General features: G+C 65.0%; 14 protein-coding genes, 1 tRNA gene and 1 pseudogene. 7 read left to right on the forward strand and 9 right to left on the reverse strand.

All coding sequences use genetic code 11. The annotated features are described in order from the left end of the window. The first annotated feature begins 25 nt into the window (after window positions 1–25). Window positions 26–2,077 (forward strand): DNA primase, encoded by a 2,052-nt coding sequence (gene dnaG / locus PG2093B_RS03245; RefSeq protein ID WP_129897244.1) that lies wholly within the window; start codon window positions 26–28, stop codon window positions 2,075–2,077. Between the two features lie 162 nt (window positions 2,078–2,239). Next, complete coding sequence (locus PG2093B_RS03250; RefSeq protein ID WP_129897246.1) at window positions 2,240–3,433, forward strand: SLC13 family permease; 1,194 nt, start codon at window positions 2,240–2,242, stop codon at window positions 3,431–3,433. Between the two features lie 62 nt (window positions 3,434–3,495). Here PG2093B_RS03250 and PG2093B_RS03255 read toward each other — a convergent pair. The 4 genes from PG2093B_RS03255 to PG2093B_RS03270 form a co-directional block, all read right to left on the reverse strand. Then, window positions 3,496–3,568, reverse strand: a tRNA-Arg gene (locus tag PG2093B_RS03255). A 46-nt stretch (window positions 3,569–3,614) separates the two neighbouring features. Then, window positions 3,615–4,061, reverse strand: coding sequence for a DUF3021 family protein (locus tag PG2093B_RS03260; protein ID WP_129897248.1), 447 nt, complete (start codon window positions 4,059–4,061; stop codon window positions 3,615–3,617). A gap of 41 nt (window positions 4,062–4,102) precedes the next feature. Further along, on the reverse strand, window positions 4,103–4,585 hold the full coding sequence (locus PG2093B_RS03265) for a LytTR family DNA-binding domain-containing protein (protein ID WP_129897250.1): 483 nt from the start codon (window positions 4,583–4,585) through the stop codon (window positions 4,103–4,105). A 141-nt stretch (window positions 4,586–4,726) separates the two neighbouring features. Continuing rightward, window positions 4,727–6,577 carry a 1-deoxy-D-xylulose-5-phosphate synthase gene (locus PG2093B_RS03270; protein WP_129897252.1) on the reverse strand — a complete coding sequence of 617 codons (1,851 nt, stop codon included), beginning with the start codon at window positions 6,575–6,577 and terminating at the stop codon, window positions 4,727–4,729. Window positions 6,578–6,765: 188 nt separating this feature from the next. Here PG2093B_RS03270 and PG2093B_RS03275 point away from each other — a divergent pair, with 188 nt between their 5' ends. The 4 genes and pseudogenes from PG2093B_RS03275 to PG2093B_RS09050 all read left to right on the forward strand — a co-directional run. Beyond that, window positions 6,766–7,767 carry a zinc-binding dehydrogenase gene (locus PG2093B_RS03275; RefSeq protein ID WP_129897254.1) on the forward strand — a complete coding sequence of 334 codons (1,002 nt, stop codon included), beginning with the start codon at window positions 6,766–6,768 and terminating at the stop codon, window positions 7,765–7,767. Window positions 7,768–7,872: 105 nt separating this feature from the next. Further along, a complete protein-coding gene (gene purE / locus PG2093B_RS03280) occupies window positions 7,873–8,370 on the forward strand; it encodes a 5-(carboxyamino)imidazole ribonucleotide mutase (RefSeq protein ID WP_129897256.1) in 498 nt (165 codons plus the stop codon). Next, a complete protein-coding gene (purK, locus tag PG2093B_RS03285; protein ID WP_129897258.1) occupies window positions 8,354–9,517 on the forward strand; it encodes a 5-(carboxyamino)imidazole ribonucleotide synthase in 1,164 nt (387 codons plus the stop codon). The genes purE and purK overlap by 17 nt, the downstream gene beginning before the upstream one ends. 29 nt (window positions 9,518–9,546) lie before the next feature. Beyond that, window positions 9,547–9,930: pseudogene (locus PG2093B_RS09050) on the forward strand (Fur family transcriptional regulator); the annotation flags it as partial. 11 nt (window positions 9,931–9,941) lie between these two features. Here the strand turns inward: PG2093B_RS09050 and PG2093B_RS03295 are convergent. Both PG2093B_RS03295 and PG2093B_RS03300 read right to left on the reverse strand, forming a co-directional pair. After that, on the reverse strand, window positions 9,942–12,602 hold the full coding sequence (locus PG2093B_RS03295) for a bifunctional lysylphosphatidylglycerol flippase/synthetase MprF (RefSeq protein WP_129897262.1): 2,661 nt from the start codon (window positions 12,600–12,602) through the stop codon (window positions 9,942–9,944). Then, the gene (locus PG2093B_RS03300; RefSeq protein WP_129897264.1) at window positions 12,599–13,984 is read right to left on the reverse strand and encodes an alpha/beta hydrolase; all 1,386 of its coding nucleotides are present in this window, start codon (window positions 13,982–13,984) and stop codon (window positions 12,599–12,601) included. Before PG2093B_RS03300 ends, PG2093B_RS03295 begins: the two co-directional genes overlap by 4 nt. A 302-nt stretch (window positions 13,985–14,286) precedes the next feature. On the opposite strand from PG2093B_RS03300, the gene PG2093B_RS03305 reads away from it, so the two are divergent. Beyond that, complete coding sequence (locus PG2093B_RS03305; protein WP_129897265.1) at window positions 14,287–16,356, forward strand: LTA synthase family protein; 2,070 nt, start codon at window positions 14,287–14,289, stop codon at window positions 16,354–16,356. A gap of 100 nt (window positions 16,357–16,456) precedes the next feature. Here the strand turns inward: PG2093B_RS03305 and purD are convergent, their stop codons facing one another. The 3 genes from purD to purF form a co-directional block, all read right to left on the reverse strand. Next, window positions 16,457–17,722 carry a phosphoribosylamine--glycine ligase gene (purD, locus tag PG2093B_RS03310; RefSeq protein WP_129897267.1) on the reverse strand — a complete coding sequence of 422 codons (1,266 nt, stop codon included), beginning with the start codon at window positions 17,720–17,722 and terminating at the stop codon, window positions 16,457–16,459. Window positions 17,723–17,777: 55 nt separating this feature from the next. Then, complete coding sequence (purM, locus tag PG2093B_RS03315; RefSeq protein WP_129897269.1) at window positions 17,778–18,812, reverse strand: phosphoribosylformylglycinamidine cyclo-ligase; 1,035 nt, start codon at window positions 18,810–18,812, stop codon at window positions 17,778–17,780. 111 nt (window positions 18,813–18,923) lie between these two features. Then, complete coding sequence (purF, locus tag PG2093B_RS03320) at window positions 18,924–20,474, reverse strand: amidophosphoribosyltransferase (protein ID WP_129897271.1); 1,551 nt, start codon at window positions 20,472–20,474, stop codon at window positions 18,924–18,926. Window positions 20,475–20,672 lie beyond the last annotated feature (198 nt).

The following is a 20,672-nucleotide window of genomic DNA, read 5'->3' on the forward strand; positions in this document are numbered from 1 at the left end:
GGGGGCGCCTGATATGCTGTGCACCATGGCGGGCATGATTCACAAAGAAGACATTGAGAAAGTACGCAACGCGGCCGATCTGTACGAGATCGTCTCCGCCACCGTGGCGTTGAAGCCCTCCGGCATCGGGTCGTATGTGGGCCTGTGCCCGTTCCACGACGAAAAGACCCCGAGCTTCAGCGTGCGCCCGGCGATGGGCGTGTGGCACTGCTTCGGCTGCGGCCGCAGCGGCGACGTGTTCAAATACGTCGAAGAGCAGGAGAACATCGATTTCCGCGAGGCGGTGGAGCTGCTCGCCGACCGCTACCACATCGAGCTGCATTACGACAAGACCGGCAATGCGCCCGAAACCAAAGGCTCCAAGCGTACGCGCCTGCTCGAGGCGAACGAGGAGGCCCAGCGGTTCTTTGTGGCACAGCTGGTGACCGACGAGGCGCTGCCCGCCCGCAAACTGCTCGCCGGCCGTGATTTTTCGCAGGCCGACTGCGCGCGGTTCGGCTGCGGCTATGCGCCGCGCGGATGGGACAATCTGGTGCGCCATCTGGCCGACAAGGGGTTCACCCAGCAGGAGATGCTCGACGCCGGTCTGGCCCGCCAAGGCCAGCGGGGCGTGTACGACTATTTCCGCGGGCGCGTGACGTGGCCGATCCGCGACTCCACCGGCCGCACCTTGGGATTCGGCGCGCGCAAGCTGTATGACGACGACCAGATCAACGCGAAATACATCAATACGCCGGACACGCAGCTCTACCACAAGAACCAGGTGCTCTACGGCATCGACCTGGCCAAGAAGCAGATCGTGGACAAACGCCAAGTGGTGATCGTGGAAGGCTACACCGACGTGATGGCCATGCACTTGGCGGGCGTCGACACCGCGATCGCCACATGCGGCACCGCGTTCGGCGACGAGCACGCCAAGATCGTGCGCCGTCTGATCGCCGACGATTCGCTCGGCGCGGTGCAGTTGCGCGGCCCGCTCAATGTGGAAGGCCAGCAGCTGAGCTCGCGCATCGTTTTCACTTTCGACGGTGACGCGGCCGGCCAGAAGGCCGCGCTGCACGCCTTCGGCCTCGACTCGTCGTTCCTCACGCAGACCTTCGTGGCCGTGGCGCCGGACAACCTCGACCCGTGCGACCTGCGCATCGAACGCGGCGACGACGCGCTGCGCGCGCTCATCGCCAACGCGAAACCGCTGTTCGACTTTGTGATCGACACGGCGATCGACCGTTTCGCCACCGCCTACACCACCGGCCAGATGGGCGCCGTCAAGGCGGTCGCGCCGCTCATCGCGCAGATCCGCGACGAATCATTGTGGGACCTCTACGCGCGCAAGGTGGCGCGGCGCATCGGCGTGGAGCTCGACGTGCTGCGCAACGAGGTGCGCGCGGCGCGCCGGCAGCTGCGTGTGCGCGGCGACGACGCATACGCGCCGAAACGCCGCTACGAACAGAGCGAACGCGAGCAGCGTGCGCCCGCACCCGAACAGGCGCGCCGCATGGAGGCGGCGAACGCGCAACGGCAGTCGTTCTACCGCATCCAGGACCCCGTGTTCATCTGCGAGCAACAGTTCATGGCCACGCTGATCCAGATTCCGCGAGCGATCAACCCCGAGCTGTTCCGCGCGCTGACGGTGCACTGCTTCCAGACGCCCGTGTTCCAGACCCTGTTCCAGGCGGTCGAAGTGGCGGGCGGCCTGCCGGTCGAATCGATCTCGCAAGGACTGTGGCTGCACAACCTCACCAAGGCCGGCGGCCCCATGCTCTCGTCCGCGATCACCGAACTCGCGGTGATGCCGCTGCCGCTGCTGATGCCGGCCAACGCCGCGCACAACGACGAGCACGGCGCGCCGGCCGCGCAGCCGCTGCGCGAGGCGAGCGCCGAAGAGCGGCAGTACGCGAACCAACTGCTCGCCAAACTGCTCGACGTGGGGTACATGCGCCGCATCGACGCCACCAAACACCGCATGGCGCGCACGGCGGACACGCAGGAGCAGATCAGGTTGCTCTCGGTGATCACCGCGACCGAAAAGGAACGCAAGGACCTGCAATCGCGGATCTTCGGCGGCAACATCGGCTAGAGGCGTGCATCGGGCAAACGGTCGGGAACCAACCGCAATGATTCCAAGAGCTCACGAGGTGCATCGGGTGCGCGCGGTCGGCCCGGTGACCACGCCGAACCGTTGCAACGGCGGCTTTTCATGTAGGATGGTACCGTTTTACACATTCTTCCTGGAGGCTGAATGCGGCAACGGGTGCTGACCTTCCTGCGGAGCGAGACCATTCTGATCGTCGCGACGCTTCTGGCAATAATATCCTGTTTCATTGTGCCGCCCGACGGGCAGTACGGTGGTTACGTGCACGTCAGCACGATTGCGCAGCTCGTGTGCCTCATGCTCGTGGTGGCCGGGTTCCAGCGCATTGGCGTGTTCCGCATCATCGGGTCGAGCCTGCTCCACCGCGTGCACACGGCGCGCGGCGTGGTGCTCACGTTCATCTCGCTCACGTTCATCTCGGCCATGTTCATCACGAACGACGTGGCGTTGCTCACCTTCGTGCCGTTCGCACTCGCCGTGCTGGTGATGGCGCATATGGAAGACAAGGCGATCATCGTGTGCGCGCTCATGACAGTCGCCGCCAACACCGGCAGCATGCTCACGCCGGTCGGCAACGCGCACAACCTGTATTTCAAGGCGCTCACCGGCATGTCCACCGGGCACTTCCTGCGCATCATGGCGCCGTATTCCATTCTTGCGGCCGTGCTGCTCGTCATCGTCACCTGCGTGGTGTTCCACGGCCGGCGCATCACCGAATTCGAGGGCATGGACAGCAAGGGGTTCGAACGCGGCGTGCTCGCCCCGGACCCGACACGCCACCAGCCCGACGAGATCAAGGTGACCGGCTACGGCGCCGGCTATGGAGGCTGGCGGGCGATCGTGTACACGGGCGTGTTCCTGGTGTGCGTGCTCGCGGTGAGCGACCTGGTGCCGCTGTGGGTCATGTGCGTGGTCACGTTCGTGGCGATGGCCATCTGCGACCGCGGGTCGTTCCGCCATGCCGATTGGGCGCTGCCGCTCACCTTCATCATGTTCTTCGTCTTCATCGGCAACATGAAGCGTGTGCCGGAGTTTGCGGGTATCGCGCAGGCGTTCGTGGGCCAGCATCCGCTCGAAGTCTCCATCATCTCGAGCCAGATCATCAGCAACGTGCCGGCGAGCCTGCTGCTCTCCGGTTTCTGCGACCAGTGGGTGCCGCTGATCATCGGCACCAACATCGGCGGCATGGGCACGCTGATCGCCTCGATGGCCTCGCTGATCACCTACAAGAACTACACGCGCCAATACCCGCGGCAGAAGGGGCGCTACCTTGGCGTGTACACGGCGGTCAGCGTGATGTTCCTGCTGTTGATGTACGGCTTGGCCATCATCATCGAATAGCCGGCAACGCCAGCACGCGCGGCCCGCACCGGATGCGGGTGCTGGCCGCGCGTGGCCACGGGTGCCCCCAGCCGGACTCGAACCGGCAACCTGCGGATTAGAAGGCCGACGCTCTATCCATTGAGCTATGGAGGCAACGTATAGCTACGCTACTAGGCTCGTTGGACGCGCCGCGCCCGGTTCAGCGGCCGTCGCGGCGCGCCTGCCGGCGTTTGAGCTGCACGTTCATCTTGCGCACATTGCCGCGGAACACAAACCCACAGATCGCGCTGATGACGGCGGTGCAGGCGAGCATGGCCACGATGGACCATGCCACGGCGGCCGCGCCGTATTGCCGTGGAATCCAGCCCATCCACCATGCCGCCGCCGTGTACAGCAGCGTGCCGGGCACCAGTGCGATCAGCGCCTTGGCCCATGTGGCGAGCCGGTCGTTGGTCCAGACCACCGCAGGCGCACCGTAGCCGATGCCGCACAACAGCACGACGCCGAACTGCTTGACGAGCATCGCGCCCGTCTCACCGCCCATCGCCAGACCGGCCACAGCGGAGAACGCCATGGCGAGGAACGCCGCGATACCGATGCCTGTGGCCGTGTAGACGGCCATCGTCTTGCCAATGGTGTGATTCATGATGACTCCTTAGATGCAGTGGGGAAGGCGGTGCGCGCCCGTCATGCGCGCCCCATGCCGATCGCCTGTTTGAACGCTCCCAGAAAACGCCGTGAGATCCATTCCGCCGACCCGTCGACCATCTGCACGCTGAGCGCGCCGCCGAACCCCGGTTCGATGCGGTCGATCGCGTCGATGTTCACGATCGCGGATTTGCTGATGCGCACGAACCCCTCGCCGAGCGTGGATTCCAATTCGTAGAGCCGGCTGTTCGACCGTAGTTCGCCTTTGGCTGTGATGAGCTGCACGTGACCGCCGTCCATGTGCGCGATGTACACGTCGGCCACCGGCACCACGACGATGCTGCGGCCGCGCGTGCCAACAACGGCGTTGCACGGGCCCGGCTGCAGTTCCACGACGGTCGAATCGCCGCCGATGCCGGCGAGCGCGTCGACCGCCTGCTGCAGTTCCTCGGTGAGCGCGCGGGCGCTGATGCGCGCGTGGTCGGCCTCAATCGTGGGCCTGATCGACAGTTCGACTCGCACGATTCCTCCTCTCTTGCGGGCTATGCCTCGGCAAGAGCCAATCTACCGCCGTGGCGCGTTGCGACCCGCGCGCGTGCCGGCAAGCGGTCGGTTTGGCGCGGTAAGCGGTAGGGGAGTGCACTTGAAGTGCGGGTATGCGGTTCAGCGCAGCACGCTGCGGATGCGCGCGGTGACCGCTTCGCACGTCAGCCCATACCGGCTGTTGAGTGTGGCGAGCGGCGTGCGGTCGGTGAACGCCTTGTCCGCGCCGAAATTGAGCGTGCGCATGCCCGATTCGGGCATCATGTTCGCGTAGAACGCGGTGATTTTCTCACCCCAGCCGCCTTCCAGCTGCGCGTCTTCGAGCGTGACCACAAGCGTGTGGTCGCTCGCGAGCGCGCGCAGAGTGGTCTCGTCGAGCGTGGAGAACTGCAGCGGGTCGATGAGTGTGGCGTGCACAGGGTCGGTGTCGTCGCTCGCGAGCACGTGCACCACATCGCGCGCGAGGGGATAGGCGTTGCCCAAGCCAAGCACCGCCACCGTGTCGCCCGCTTCGGCCACGTGGTAGCCGCACCACGGGTTGTTCGCATCGGTGGCCTGCGGTTCGACCGTGGCGTCGGGGTCGAGGGTGCCGGAGCGCTCGCCGCCCAAGATCTGGTTGCCGGGCACGCGGATCAGCACCGGATGGCTGTTGCGTTCGCTCGTGGACCAAGCGAGCATGTCAAGGAACATCTGCCGTGAGGTGGGCGCCAGGCACAGCAGACCGGGGATGTTGCCGAAGAACGGCACGTCGAATGCGCCGGAATGGGTGTTGTCGGCGTCGCTCAGGCCGGCGCCGAACGAGAGGAGCGTCACCGGGGTACCGTTGAGCGCCACCTCCTGCTGCACTTGGTCGAACGTGCGCTGGAAGAACGTGGCGGATGTGGCCACCACGGGCCGGCCGCCGGCTTTGGCGATGCCGGAGGCGAACGCCACCGCGTGCTCTTCGGTGATGCCGGTGTCTACATAATGCGGACCCGCCTGTGCGCGGAACGCGTGGGTGATGCCGTTCGATCCCGGCGTGGCCGGCGAGATGACGACGAGCCCGGGTTCGTGCTCGAAGCGCGCGGCGAGTGCATCCATGGCGAGCGCACCGTAGTATTTGCGTGCGCCGAGCGGGGTGCCTTCCTGCGCGAGCGGGTTCTGCCAATGGTTCTCTTCGCACCGGCCCGCGCGCACGCCGTGGCGCGCGTCCTCGGCGTCGAGCCCTAGGCCCTTGGTGGTGTGCACATGCAGCACGACCGGGTGGTCGATGTCTTTGACCTCGCGCAATGCCTCGATCATGGTGTGCACGTCGTTGCCATGCTCCACATAGCGGTAGTCGAGGCCGAACACGGTGAACAGGTTGCGGTCGCTGCGGCCGTGGGACGCGCGCATCTCGGCGAGCGTCGCATACATACCGCCATGGTTCTCGGCGATCGACATCTCGTTGTCATTGACGATGATGATGAGGTTGCCGCCCTGCTCGGCGGCGTTGTTGAGCCCCTCGAACGCGATGGCTGAGCTGAGCGCGCCGTCGCCGATCACGGCGATCACGTTGCGTGTCTGCGGCACGGCGCCGGTGGCGGCCACCATGTCGCGTTCCTTGGCAAGGCCGCATGCCAGCGAGATGGATGTGCCGGTGTGGCCGAGCACGAAATGGTCGTGTTCGGATTCGGCCGGATTGGTGAAGCCGGTGACCGAGCCGAACAGTTCGGCGTTGAGGAACGCTTCGGCGCGGCCGGTGAGCATCTTGTGCACGTAGCTTTGGTGCGAGACATCGAAGACGATCTTGTCGAGCGGGGAGTCGAACACCACATGCAGCGCCACGCTTGTCTCCACCAGACCGAGATTGGAACCGATATGGCCACCCGCCCGCTTGCCGAACTCCACAAGCGTTTCGCGGATCTGTGCGCAACATTCGTCAAGCTGGCGGTCGTCGAGCCGTTGCACGTCCGCGGGGGAATGCAGGGTAGCCAAAATGTCGCAGGTCATCGCCTTATCCACGTCCTTCCCGGTTCCCGCGTGGGGCCCTTTGCGTGTCCATATTATAGTGTGATGAGCGATTATGCTCACAAAGGTGTAAAACAAGGGCACCCGCGTAAGCGAGATGGAGTGCTGGACACAGGCTTTTCGGCGCGCATCACGCTTACGCGGGTGCCCATGCAAGATAGGGGACCATCATGCAAGCCGTATATGCCGCATCCGTCAATGCCTCCGACCCGCTCGCCGCACTCGAAGTCGGCGATGTGCCGCCAATGGAGCTGCCCGCAGGCTGGGCGCGTATCGCCGTGCACGCGACCACGGTGAACCACCACGACATATGGTCGCTCAAGGGCGTGGGGCTTTCTGCCGCGCAGACGCCGATGATCCTCGGCACCGACGTGTGCGGTGTGCTGCCCGAAGAGCCGGTGGGGGCCACCGGGCTGCATGCCGGCAGCGAGGTCGTGGCCTACACCGTCGTCGGTTCCGACGGCGCCGGCGTGCTGCCGAGCGAACGCCGCAGCATCCTGTCGGAACGCTACCCGGGCACAATGGCCGAAACCACACAGGTGCCCGCGGCGAACCTGTTCGCCAAACCGGCCAACCTGAGCGCCGAAGAGGCGGCCGCGCTCGGCACCAGTTGGCTCACGGCCTACTCGATGCTGTTCTCGCGCGAGCACGGCGCACAGGTGCAACCCGGCGACAGCGTGCTGATCCAAGGCGCCGGTGGCGGTGTCTCCACCGCGGCGACGATGCTGGCGCGCGCCGCGGGCCTCGAGGTGTTCGTCACCTCGCGCAGCGCCGCCAAACGCAGCCGCGCGGCCGCGCTTGGCGCGCACGCCACGTTCGAACCCGGCGCGCGTCTGCCGCACAAAGTGGACGCCGTGCTCGATTCGGTCGGTTCGGCCACATGGAGCCATTCGATCAAATCGGTGCGCCCCGGTGGCACCGTCGTCACATGCGGCGCCACAAGCGGCGACCAGCCGGGCGCGGAGCTCACGCGCGTGTTCTTCCAGGACATCCGCATCCAAGGCAACACGATGGGCTCACGTGAAGATTTCGCACGCCTGCTGCGCTTCGTGGAACACGCCGACCTGCATCCGCCGATCGACGCCGTCTACGCCGCGGCCGACGCGCGTGCCGCCTTCGGACGCGTGATCGCCGGCGACGTGTTCGGCAAGGTGGCGCTCACCTTCGCCTGACGCCGCGCCAATATCTGAGATAGGCCGCCATGCGCGCCCATCTGCGCCCGCCGCGTGGCGTACAGTAGTGGCGTACACACCACACCTTCTCGCGTAAGGAAGCAAATGACAGCCAGTACTCCGCAAGTGGCCGTGATCATGGGATCGGCCAGCGATTGGGACACGATGAAGCACGCATGCGCCATGCTCGACCAGTTCACGGTGCCGTACATGAAGCAGGTCATCTCGGCGCACCGCACCCCGGAGCTCATGGGCGAATTCGCGCACAGCGCGCGCGCCAACGGCATCAAGGTCATCATTGCCGGCGCCGGCGGGGCCGCGCACCTGCCCGGCATGGTCGCCGCGCAGACCACGCTGCCCGTCATCGGCGTGCCGGTGCAGTCCCACGCGCTGTCGGGCTGGGATTCGCTGCTGTCGATCGTGCAGATGCCCGGCGGCATCCCCGTGGCCACCACGGCGATCGGCAAATCCGGCGCCACGAACGCGGGCCTGCTCGCCATCAGCATGCTGAGCATGACCGACGAGTGCCTCGCGAACGAACTGCAGGAGTACCGCGACGACCTCAAGCAGAAGGTGGATGAATCCAATGCCAAGCTTGTCTGACGAAACCAACGGCGCGCTCGCCGCCCTCGAGCCGGGCATGACGATCGGCATCGTGGGCGGCGGCCAGCTTGGCCGCATGATGGCGCTGAGCGCCAAGTACATGGGGTTCCGCGTGGGCGTGCTCGACCCGACCGACGATTGCCCCACCGCGCAGGTGGCGGACTTCCAGATCGTGGCCGATTACGACGACACCGCGGCGATCCGCGCGCTCGCCGACCACAGCGACGTGTTGACCTATGAATTCGAGAATGTCGACGCCGATGCGCTTGACGCGGTGCGCGACCGTGTGGCGATCCCGCAGGGCACCGACCTGCTGCGCGTGACGCAGAACCGCATCGCTGAAAAGACGTTCATCAACGACCATGGCATCGGCACCGCGCCATGGCGCGCCGTGCAGTCGCGCGATGAGCTCGACGCGGCGCTCGCCGAGATCGGCTACCCGGCCGTGCTCAAGACGAGCGAAGGCGGCTATGACGGCCACGGGCAGATCGTGCTGCGCAGCGAGGCCGACCTTGCGCAGGTGTGGTCCGCCGACGAATTCCCACAGGCGATTCTCGAAGGGTTCGTCGATTTCGCGTACGAGGCGTCGATTCTGGTGTCGGGCGACGGCGAGCACTACGTCACGTTCCCGGTGGTGCGCAACATCCACCGCAACAACATCCTGCACATGACACTCGCGCCGGCCGAGGTCGGCACGGCGCTCGAGGAATCCGCACGCGCGCTCGCCATCGAACTGGCGCGCGGGTTCAAGCTCGCCGGCACGCTCGCGATCGAGCTGTTCGTGACGAACGACGGCGGCGTGCTGGTGAACGAGCTGGCGCCGCGCTCGCACAATTCGGGGCACTACACGATCGAGGCGTGCTCGTCCGACCAGTTCGACACGCATATCCGCGGCATCGCCGGCTGGCCGCTTGAGCAGCCGCGCCTGCTGAGCCCGGCCGTCATGGTCAATGTGCTCGGGCAGCATGTGGCGCCCACGCGCGCCGCACGCGCCAACCACCCCGAGTGGCATATGCACGATTATGGCAAGGCACAGGTCAAACACAACCGTAAGATGGGGCACATCACCGTGCTGACCGACGACCCCGCACGCACGGCAGCCGACCTTGAGGCCACCGGCTGCTGGAGCGGCGAAAGCGGTCAGTAGCGGCGCCAACACAACGGAAAGGGAGCACCGTGGCCGCACAGAGTGGGCGCAACACACGCCAGAAAGACGTCATCCGTGAGGCGTTGGGGGCGTGCGACGTGTTCATTTCGGCGCAAGCGCTCCACCAACGGCTTGTGGACGGTGGCGAGCATATCTCACTCGCCACCGTCTACCGCCGTCTCAATGCGATGGCCGACAGCGGTCAGGCGGACACCGTACGTATGAACGGCCAGCAGATGTTCCGCCTATGCGGCGATGAGCGCCACCATCACCATCTGGTCTGCGTCGCGTGCGGCAGGACCGTGCAGATCGACCCGCCGAGCGAGACGTGGTTGCGTTCGATCGCCGAGGAGCACGGGTTCACGGTCGAATCGCACACGCTCGAAGTGTTCGGGCTGTGCGCGCAGTGCCGCGCCGCCCGCGCTCAGTCGGACGGCGTGGACGCAGGCGCCGGCGTGGAGGAAGGCGCAGCAGCCGATGTGGAAGCGTCGTCCTTCGGCTTGAACGACGAAAGCATGCCGAGCGCCTCGCGGAAGGTGAGCGACGGCAGGTAGGCGCGGATGATCGCGATCGCCAGGTTCGGCAGCAACGCCGAATCGCGGTAGCAGATGTACACCGGCCGTTGGATCGGCTGGAACTTGAGCTTGAACCGGTACAGCGACTTGAACCCGTACGCCGGCTCCAGCAGGCCGGCCACAAGCGCGAGCGAATGCTGCAGCACCGTGGTGCCGTCGATGTTCGACGTGTCGTCGCTCGTGGCGTCCGACGAATGCTGCAGGCCGCTGAGCGGCGCCGCCGAGAGGCTGACGAACCGCACCTGCTCGTCCGGGTGCGCTTCGCCCCAATCGTGCATGCGCTGGGCCATGCGCGCGATGAGGAACTCCATGATGCCGTTGTAGCTGCCATGGTTGTAGCGCATGAAGTCGAGCGTCCAACCGACCACATGGCCACCGCGCCACGTGGGCAGCCAGCTCGTGACGGCCTGCACCACGCCATCGCCGTCGATCGCGTAGAGGATCTTGACACGGGGGTCCTTCAATTCCTCCACGCCGCCGAGCGTGAACTTCATCTCAGGCAGCGCCTTGCCCTGCGACCACTGTTCGGAAATGCCCTCGATCTGCGACTGCACGTCGGCAGGCGCCTCGTCGAACGTGGTCATCACATCGACGATGCCTTCGCGTTTCGCCTTGTTGATGGCGGTGCGCACATCCTGCCACTTCTTGCCGGTCGTCTTCCACGCCTGCGGGTCGATGAGCATTTCTTCGCCCACCATGATCGAATGCCAGCCCTGCTCCTGCAGGTAGTCCTTCTGTTCTTCATGCACCGCGTAGAACACCGGCGCCCACGTATGGTCGCTGCAGAAGCGCGAGAAATCATCCAGATCGCTGAACCATTCCTCCGGATCGCCGAACGGGCCGGTCGTGGTGAGCGCGATGTGGTTGAGCACACGGTAGGCGACCGCCGAACGGCCGGTGGAGGAGAGCCAGTATTCGTTGCCTTCCCACGTGGTCATGAAACTCATCGATTCGCCGCCATGTTCCACAAGCGTCTCGGCCTGTTCGTGCGCCTCATGGTCATAGTCGATCGACGAGCGCAACCATGCCAATGCCACCACAAGCAGCACCAGCCAGAACACGATGCCCACACCCTGGTAGACCACCGTCGCAAGCGTGGTGGTCGGCACAAAGGTCAGCGAGGTGTCGGCGAGGTAGCCGGCGGGCAGCAAGCGTGCGGGCAGATCCTCGAACAGCATGCGCGCGTTCGGCACCGGCAGAAAATCATGGGCGTGCGTGAACCCGAACACCAGGTAGACGATTTGGCACACCAGCAGCGTCACGATGAGCACCGCGATGCTCAGGCTCAGCGTACGGCGGTGGGTGCGCACCGAGAAATTGCGCAACGCCACGCCAATCGCGATGGCGTAGATGAGCGGCACCAGCACATTCACCGCACAGGTGAGCAGCGTGCTCGCGGACATCGCGTCTGCTGTGACGCCCGAGTCGGTCACGAAGAAACTCTGGACCGGGGCCACCAGATAATAGACGAGTGCGGTGAGCGCGGTCAGGGAATAGAAGACGATGCTCGCGACCGCAGCGGCGCGCCTGCCCAGCATCACGCCCCATGCGAGGGTGAGCATGACGAGTATGCACAGCACCGAACGCACCACATCGCCGGGGAACAGTCCGGCGGTGAAGGAGTTCTGCTGGAAGCAGTCGAGTGAGGCCTCCCCGCTGATGCATTCGGCGAGACGGGTCGAGTGCACCGAGCCGGGCCCCATGATCCACGCGAGCGACGTCAACGGGCCGGCATGGATGCGCGACGTGGCCGTGACCACCGGCCCCAAGGCCAGCACAAAGCCGATCGCACCCAGGATGCGCCGTTTTTCACGCGACGAACTGTACTGCCAATGCCAACGTTCGGATTCGTGCGGGCGCCCGGCGATTGCGGTGCCGACCAGCTGGCCCACAATCGCGGCGATGAGCGTGCAGTAGTCGCCGGGGTTGCCACCGTACAGGATCACCACAAGCACCGCGGTATAGCCGATGAGGCGTACGCGGTGGCGCCACAGCTGGTAGGCGAATGCGGTGGAGGCCATGAGCGCGCCGATGACCAACGTCACCGGGCTCAGTGAAAACACCATCTGCGCGGTGAGCGCGCTGTCTCCGAACAGCGCACTGATGCCGGCGCACAACAACAGGCCGCCCACGATGCCGATGGCGGCGCTGCCCAGCGAGACGAGCGTCGTGCGCATGGCGCCCATGAGCGGCTCGGCCACACACAGCACGCACAGGATGAGCACCGCCTCGACGATGAGTTGGAACACACCGCGCGTCAATACGAGCGAAGGGAGCAGACGCGCCAGATCGAACGCGCCCAGCGTGGTGGTCAGCTCCGCATAGGGCAGGCCCTTGTGCTGCACCGCGTAGAACAACCACCAGCACAGGTTGATGGCCACGAACCCGGCGGTGACCCAGAGCGCGAAGCGTTGCTCATGCACCCATTGGCGCAGGTCGGCGATCAGCTGCGACCCCACGCCGCCCGCACGGCGTGGGGACCGCGCGGCTGACGATTGATTGTCACTCATGTGAGCACCTCTACTTTCTCTTCATGATCATGTGCGTACTGCTCGAATGACGTGTGTGCGGGCCCCAACCCCATGCGGTCGCACAACCAGGGGAGCGCCACGGTGAACGTGGCGTTGACCGCGCGCCAGTCATGCCCGCTGTTGTGGGCCTTGACCACGTGGACCTCCCAGCCGGCGGCGCGTGCGGCCGCCCCGATGGTGGACACATTCGCCAGTGATGTGCGGTCACGCTCACCCGCGCCAAGGACCATGACCTGGTTCGATGGGGCATGGGCCTTGATCGCATTCACCGGGACCTGGCTGTCGTAGGCGGCCGCGTTGCCGCCGAAATACTGGTCGATCATGGATTGGCGGCTGCCGGCGTTGGGGGCGAGCTCGCCGTCCACCGCAAGCACATTGCCGTAGAGCTCGGGATGGTTCGGCGCCAATTGGGTGGCGCACGTGGCGCCTTGCGAGAATCCGCCGATCACCCAGTCGGCCGCGTCGCCGCTCACCGGTAAAGTGGCTCGGATCCAATCGGGCACATCTTGGGTCAGATAGGTCTGCGCCTTGCCCACTTTGGTGGTGTCGGCGCACAGGCTGTTGGTCATCATGCCGGTGTTCTGGTCCGGAGAGACCACGATCGGCGCCAGCCCGTTGTGCTCGCGCGCATACTGCGTCAGCACGGCGACTGTATTGCTCGCGCCGAAGAACCGTGTTGGACTGCCGGGCTGGCCCGAAAGCATGACGAGCACGGGCAGCACGGGTGGATGTGCCGCGAGGGCCGCCGGCGGCAGCCAGACGACGGCGTGGCGCGCCTGGAACCCTGAGCGCGTGGCGGGAATCGTGGCGTTGAACAGCTTGCCTTCCGCCGCCGGGCGCACGGATCCGGAGCGCACCTGCGCGTCCCATTGCGCCACGCTGACCGTGGCATGTGAGACATGCGCCGCCTCGAGCGGCGGGTACGGGGAATAATCCACAAGACTGCCCATGGTCTGGAATTCGCCGTAGATCGCATTGATGCGCAACCCCGCGCCAACCACCGTGAGCGGCACCATCGCGATGGAGAGCGCGCGTTTCCACCCGTGCGTCATCACCGCGGCGGAGATGAACGCGCCGGCCAGGAAGAACCCGCCTGCGGCAGCCACGATCACCTCCCAGCCGAGCTCCACGCCGAACAGCACAATGCCGTCGGAGATGAACCACGTGATGGCGCCGCCCACACACGCGCAGCCGAGCGCGACCACCGCTTGCTTGACCACGCTGCGGCGCTTGCCGGCGGCGATCTGCGAGATGGTGAGCACCACAAGCCCCACAGCGAGCATCGCCCACACGGCATAGGGGAGCCACCCGTGGGTGATACGGGTCTGGTACACCGCGTCCCAGCCTGTGGACTGCACCATGTTCGCTCCTGCCTTCTTCCCTGCATGCACTTCGATAGTCGCACGAACGGCGCCACCACGGCGCTGGGTACCGCGCAGCGCGAACATGGCCGTGCCAATGGGCCCGCGCCTGTATCTCCATGAGCTCAGCCGATTGTCAGCTTGGTGGAGGAAAATGGAGCGGCAACACACAACATACACATGACCAACGGCACCCGCATACCATTGCCGTTCACGGATTTGGAGCGACTCACATCGTGCACAACGAACCCCATGCGTCGAATGATCCATCACAAGACACCACACCGGCATCCAGCCCGTCCATGCCAGCTGCGGCGGCCACCACGGACGTGGAGGAGCTGCACATCTCCACCGTCGACCCCACGAAGACCCCGAAGCCCAAACACCGCGCCTGGCCCGGCTGGCTGTATGCGATTGTGTTCGTCGTCGTGGACTTCCTCGCGCTCGCGATTGTGCAGTACGGCGTCACCCAGTCCTCCACGCGCGTGCAACTGTCGAGCTCGCTCGACGGACTCGGCACGATGATCGGCAAAATGGGCCAAGGCAACTTCGTGCTCCTGCTCAACATGCTCGCCATCGGGCTGGTGTACCTGATCCTGCTCATGGCGTGCAACCGGTTCTGGGTCGCGACACCCATACTGCTCTGCCTCGCCGCGGTCATCGCCGCCATCGAGAAGCTCAAGATCAGCGCGCGGTATGAGGTGATCCTGCCCTCCGACCTGAACTTCCTCAAAGGCAACACAGGGAACGTGATGAGCTTCCTGCCGCCGGAGGCGCCCATGGTCATCGGCATGGCGGTGGGCGTGTGCGCGGCGGCCATCATATTGTCCGTCGTGTGCGCGCATTTCGACGGCAGGCACGGCTCCATGATCCGCGGCGGCAACAAGCCGCTTGGCGCCGGCCTGCGCGTGCTGTTCACCGTGCTGCCGGCGCTCGCGATCGCCCTGTATGTGGGCAGTGTGGGCACCGTGGATTCGTGGGGCTACCGTGTGTCACGCGGCATGGGCGACAAGCCGTCGATGTGGGATTCGGTCTACGACGCGCAGCGCAATGGCCCCTTGGTTTCGTTCCTGCGCCAGATCGACCCCAAGGTCATGGACCAGCCCACCACCTACAGCGAGGCCACGATGCGGCAGATCGCGGAACGCTACCGCAAGAGCGCGGCGACCATCAACAAGACGCGTGAGCGTTCGCTCACCGACAGCACGGTCGTCTATGTGCTGTCTGAATCGTTCTCCGACCCCACGCGCGTGCCCGGTGTGCAGCTCAACAAAGATCCCATGCCCGCCATCCGGCAGGTGAAAGGCGAGACCACATCCGGCCTCATGCTCAGCTCCGGCTACGGCGGTGGCACGGCGAACATGGAATACATGGGGCTCACAGGCTTGAGCATGGCCAACTTCGACTCCTCGCTCACGAGCCCGTACCAGCAGTTGCTGCCCGGGGCGTGCTGGGCGCCGAGCGTGAACCAGATGTGGGGCGCGCCCGAATACTCGATCGGCCTGCACCCGTATGAGCCGAGCATGTACTCGCGCGAGACGAACTACAAGAAGCTCGGTTTCTCGCACTTCTACGCGCTCAAGGGCGACGACATCATCGCGCATCAGGACAAGATCGACGATTCGCCGTACGTCTCCGACGAAGCGACCTACCAGAGCACGGTCGAGGAGATCAAGAAGACCGACGACAACCAGTTCCTGCAGGTCATCACCATGCAGAACCACATGCCATACAACGACTGGTACAAGAACAACGAGTTCACGGTGAGCGACTCCGCCGACGCCGAGCACCCGCTCACCGACAAGGAGAAGGAGTCGATCCGCACCTACGCCAAGGGCATGGAGCTGACCGACGAAGCCACCAAGAAGTTCCTCGAAGAGCTCGATGCGATCGACAAGCCGATCACCGTCGTGTTCTACGGCGACCACCTGCCCGGCATCTACAAGACCGCCGGCGCCGACGAGAAGAACTCGATCGCACTGCACCTGACCGACTACTTCATCTGGTCGAACCAGGCGAGCGAAGTGCAGGGCACCAAGCTCGACGACAGCGCCTACACCTCACCGAACTTCTTCATCGCGCAGGCTGCCGAACAGATGGACGCGAGAGTGAGCCCCTATCTGGCGTTCCTGACCGACATGCACGGTCATATCGCCGCCATGGAGCCACCGGTCGTCAACACCATACAAGGTTGGGACCGCATCCCCGAAGGGCAGGCGATCTACCTGAACCAACAGGGCGAGCCGATGAGCGTGGCCGACATGGATGCGGCGACGAAGCAGCTGCTCGAGGATTACAAGCTGATCCAATACGACATCACGGCCGGCAACAACTACCTCAAAGACATGGAGTTCATGGAACTGCCGAAGTAAGGCGCCACACGGCGTGGTGCATGTCTGCGCCGACCCGCTCGGTACGAAGGCGGCCGGCACCTGCAAGGGTGCCGGCCGCCTTCGCATCAGTCAGGGCGCATCAGGCCTTGAGTGCCTTGGCTCCGATGTCGTGGCGGTAGAACATGCCTTCGGTGTTCACCGCGTCGAGGATCCCATACACCTTGCGCTGTGCGGCGGCCAGGTCCGGGGCGCTCGCCTCGACGAGCAGCACGCGGCCGGAGTTGGCCACAAGCCCGTCGTCGCCGCGGGCCACGCCGGCATAGTACACGTGGGAATCGGCGTCGGTCGCGATCTGCGGGATGTGCGCGCCCTTGACGATCTCCCCGGGGTAGCCGTCGGAGGCGAGCACGACGCCCAAGGTGGCGTTGTCTTCGTCCCACGTGAACTCGGGGGTCTCGCCGTTGAGGATCGCCGTGATGCCCGCACCCAGATCACTCGTGAGCTTCGGCAGCACGATCTCGGTCTCCGGGTCGCCGAAGCGCGCGTTGAACTCGATGACCTTCGGGCCGTCCTGCGTGGCGATGAGACCCGCGTAGAGGATGCCGGTGAACGGCGTGCCCTCGGCGGCCATCGCTTCGACGGTCGGCTTCACGATCGTCTCGATGGCCTGCTGCACCACGTCGTCACCGATCTGCGGCACGGGGCTGTAGGCGCCCATGCCGCCGGTGTTCGGGCCCTTGTCGTCGTCGTACGCGCGCTTGTGGTCCTGGCTGATCGGCATGGGCCAGAACTCGGTGCCGTTCACAAAGCTCATGAGCGAGAACTCCTGGCCGTCGAGGAAGTCCTCGATGACCACCTTCGCGCCGGCCGAGCCGAAGCGGTGGTCGACGAAGATGTCGTTGAGCGCGGCGATCGCGGTGTCCTCATCCATCGCCACGGTCACGCCCTTGCCAGCGGCCAGGCCGTCGGCCTTGATCACGATCGGTGCGCCATGCTCCTGCACATACAGCATCGCCGAGGCGAGGTCGTCGAATGTGCGGTAGGCGGCGGTCGGAATGCCGTGGCGTTCCATGAGCTGCTTGGCGAAGTCCTTGGAGCCTTCGATCTGCGCGGCGGCCTTGCTGGGGCCGAACGCCTTGATGCCGGCTTCCCTGAACGCGTCCACAATGCCTTCGATGAGCGGCACTTCGGGGCCCACGAACACCCAGTCATAGTCGTTGTTGCGCACAAAGTCGATGAGCGCGGCCTGGTTGGAGGGATTGAGCTGCAGTGTGCGGATGCCTTCGTCGAGCTCCATGCCCGGATTGCCCGGGGCCACGGTCACCTCGTCGACGCTCGCGCCACGCAGCAGCGTGTGCGCGATGGCGTGTTCACGTGCGCCCGAACCGATTACCAAAACCTTCATAATGCTTCTTTCTTCAGGAATCGTTGGAATCAATCAACAGTCGGTCAGTGCCGTGTCAGGCGAGCTCCACACCGTCGCCGCCGCGCGCGACCACGGATCCGATGCGGTAGCCCTGTTCGCCGGCGTTCGCGAGCAGGTTCATCACCTCGTCCTCGCGCTCGGCGGGCACGGCCACGACCATGCCGATGCCCATGTTGAAGATGTTGAACATCTCCATGTGGTCCACGTCGCCCGCGCGTTCGATCACGTCGAAGATCGGCGGCACGGGCCACGAGCCGAGTTCGATGCGCGCGGCGAGGCCTTCGGGCAGCATGCGCGGCACGTTCTCGATGAAGCCGCCGCCGGTGATGTGCGCCACGCCGTGCACCAGATCGGCTTCGAACAGCGGCATGAGCGCCTTCACGTAGATCTTCGTGGGCGTGAGCAGCACGTCGCCGAGCGTGTGGTCGCCGAGCTCGGGCAGGCGCGTCTCCACGGTGTAGCCGGCCTGTTCGAACAGCGCCTTGCGCACGAGCGAGAACCCGTTCGAATGCACGCCGGTGGACGGCAGCCCGATGAGCACATCGCCTTCGGCGATCGCGGAGCCGTCCACGATCTTCGAGCGTTCCACACAGCCGACGGTGAAGCCCGCGAGATCGTACTCGTCCTCGTCGTACATGCCCGGCATCTCGGCGGTCTCGCCGCCGATGAGCGCGGCGCCGGCCTGTACACAGCCGTCGGCCACGCCGGAGACGACCTGCTCGAGCACGGCCGGATCGTTCTTGCCGCACGCGATGTAGTCGAGGAAGAACAGCGGCTGCGCGCCCTGCGCCACCACGTCGTTGACGCACATCGCCACGCAGTCCACGCCGATCGTGTCATGCTTGCCCATGAGTTTGGCGATCACGAGTTTGGTGCCCACGCCGTCGGTGCCGGAGATGAGCACCGGCTCCTTGTAGTTGAGCGACGCGAGATCGAAGAGTCCTCCGAACCCGCCGATGCCCGAAACGACGCCGAGGCGGTCGGTGCGCGCGACATGCGACTTGATGCGCTTGACGACCTCGTATCCCGCTTCAACGCTGACGCCAGCGTTTTCATATGCTTGTGGCATGTTCGACCTTTCTTGAACTTGGTATGCCGTTGACAATGCTTGGTGGACCAGCGCATCGCGCACGAACAAGACATGGGACCGACTGTGCGTGTGCCAGTCAGTCCCATGGGTCTATTCGTTGGCGATGCAGTAGTCGGTCGGATCGACCGAAGCGTGCCGTCCGTTCACTTTGTGCGTGTATTCGGTGCCCTCGTACATCGTCTTCTGGTGGTCGTAGCCCGGCAGGCGCACCAGATCGTCGGGGGAGAGCGAATCGAGGAAGTCCTGCTCGTAATCGTCGAGCGCGGTGGGGTAGTCGCCGTTGAAGTACGCGACGCACAGGCCGCCGTACGGGGCGTCGGCGTGCAGGCCGATCGACTCGATCAGGCCGTCCACGGAGAGGAACGCGAGCGAATCCGCGCCGATGAACTCGCGGATCTCCTCGACCGATTTCTTCGCGGCGATGAGCTCCTGCGTCGTTGAGATGTCGATGCCGTAGAAGCACGGGTATTTCAGCGGCGGCGAGCTGATGCGCATGTGCACTTCGGCTGCGCCAGCCTCTTTGAGGATCTGCACGATGCGCCGTGACGTGGTGCCACGCACGATCGAATCGTCGATGACGATGATGCGCTTGCCCTTGACGACCGATTTGACGGCGGAGAGCTTCATGCGCACACCCTGCTCGCGCAACGCCTGCGTGGGCTGGATGAATGTGCGCGCCACGTACTGGTTCTTGATCAGGCCCATCTCATTGGGCAGTCCGGAAGCCTCCGCATAGCCCGAGGCCGCGGACAACGAGGAGTTCGGCACGCCGATCACCATGTCGGCGTCCACCGGGGCCTCCTGGGCCAGGCGCGCGCCCATGCGCTTGCGTGCCGAATGCACGTTCACGCCGTAGATGTCCGAGTCGGGGCGTGCGAAGTAGATGAACTCCATCGAGCAGATCGAAAGCTGCGTGTTGCTTGTATAGGTGATGATGCGGTAGCCCTCGTCGTTGATCACGATCATCTCGCCGGGCTGGATGTCGCGGATGCGCTCGGCGCCCACAACGTCGAGCGCGCAGGTCTCGGAGGCGAGCACATAGGCGCCGTTCGACATGCGGCCCAGGGAGAGCGGGCGGAACCCGTTGGGGTCGAGCGCGCCGATCATCTCGTTCTCCGTCATGATCAGGTACGCGAATCCGCCGTGCACGGTGTTGAGTGCCTCCTGCAGCTTGTCGATGACCGTGCTGCGCACCGAGCGGCGAATCAGGTGCATCAGCACCTCGGTGTCGGAATTCGAATGGAAGATGGCGCCTTCGTTCTCGAGCGCGCGGCGCAGCGAGAAGCAGTTGGTCAGATTGCCGTTGTGGCACAGCGCCATGTCGCCGTCATGGAACCTGAAGATGAAGGGCTGGATGTTGTCGATGCCGCCGGAGCCGGCGGTCGCGTAGCGGACATGGCCGATCGCATGTTCGCCCTTGAGTTTTTCGATGTCTTTTTCGTTCTGAAACACCTGTGTGAGCAGGCCGAGCCCACGATGCCCGGAAAGATGGCCGTGGTCGTTGGCCACGATGCCGGCGCCCTCCTGCCCGCGGTGCTGCAGCGCATGCAGACCGAAATAGGTGAGTCGAGCCGCATCAGGATGACCCCAGACGCCAAAAATACCGCATTCTTCGTGGATCTCTTCGAGTTCAGCTGACAAGCTGGAGCTCCTTCCGGAAAAGTATGGAGAAAGGGATTCGCTACGAGATAAACCCTAGCAAGCGCGCGCTACATTGCCAACCGGAGCAATGCGCAAAATGGCGGAGTTCCAACAAAAAACCAGAGGCGGTGAGTTCGTATCGTGGACGTGCAGTGGCGCGGGGCATCGGGATGCCTCGAGGGCCGTCCACCCCGACGC

Source organism: Bifidobacterium pseudolongum subsp. globosum (genome assembly GCF_004155535.1).
GTDB classification, from domain to species: Bacteria; Actinomycetota; Actinomycetes; order Actinomycetales; family Bifidobacteriaceae; genus Bifidobacterium; species Bifidobacterium pseudolongum_C.

Coding starts and splice junctions, on each gene's coding strand:
- dnaG (WP_129897244.1), top strand. CDS start 26: ATGGCGGGCATGATTCACAAAGAAGACATTGAGAAAGTACGCAACGCG.
- PG2093B_RS03250 (WP_129897246.1), top strand. CDS start 2,240: ATGCGGCAACGGGTGCTGACCTTCCTGCGGAGCGAGACCATTCTGATC.
- PG2093B_RS03260 (WP_129897248.1), bottom strand. CDS start 4,061: ATGAATCACACCATTGGCAAGACGATGGCCGTCTACACGGCCACAGGC.
- PG2093B_RS03270 (WP_129897252.1), bottom strand. CDS start 6,577: ATGACCTGCGACATTTTGGCTACCCTGCATTCCCCCGCGGACGTGCAA.
- PG2093B_RS03275 (WP_129897254.1), top strand. CDS start 6,766: ATGCAAGCCGTATATGCCGCATCCGTCAATGCCTCCGACCCGCTCGCC.
- purE (WP_129897256.1), top strand. CDS start 7,873: ATGACAGCCAGTACTCCGCAAGTGGCCGTGATCATGGGATCGGCCAGC.
- purK (WP_129897258.1), top strand. CDS start 8,354: ATGCCAAGCTTGTCTGACGAAACCAACGGCGCGCTCGCCGCCCTCGAG.
- PG2093B_RS03295 (WP_129897262.1), bottom strand. CDS start 12,602: ATGAGTGACAATCAATCGTCAGCCGCGCGGTCCCCACGCCGTGCGGGC.
- PG2093B_RS03300 (WP_129897264.1), bottom strand. CDS start 13,984: ATGGTGCAGTCCACAGGCTGGGACGCGGTGTACCAGACCCGTATCACC.
- PG2093B_RS03305 (WP_129897265.1), top strand. CDS start 14,287: ATGCCAGCTGCGGCGGCCACCACGGACGTGGAGGAGCTGCACATCTCC.
- purD (WP_129897267.1), bottom strand. CDS start 17,722: ATGAAGGTTTTGGTAATCGGTTCGGGCGCACGTGAACACGCCATCGCG.
- purM (WP_129897269.1), bottom strand. CDS start 18,812: ATGCCACAAGCATATGAAAACGCTGGCGTCAGCGTTGAAGCGGGATAC.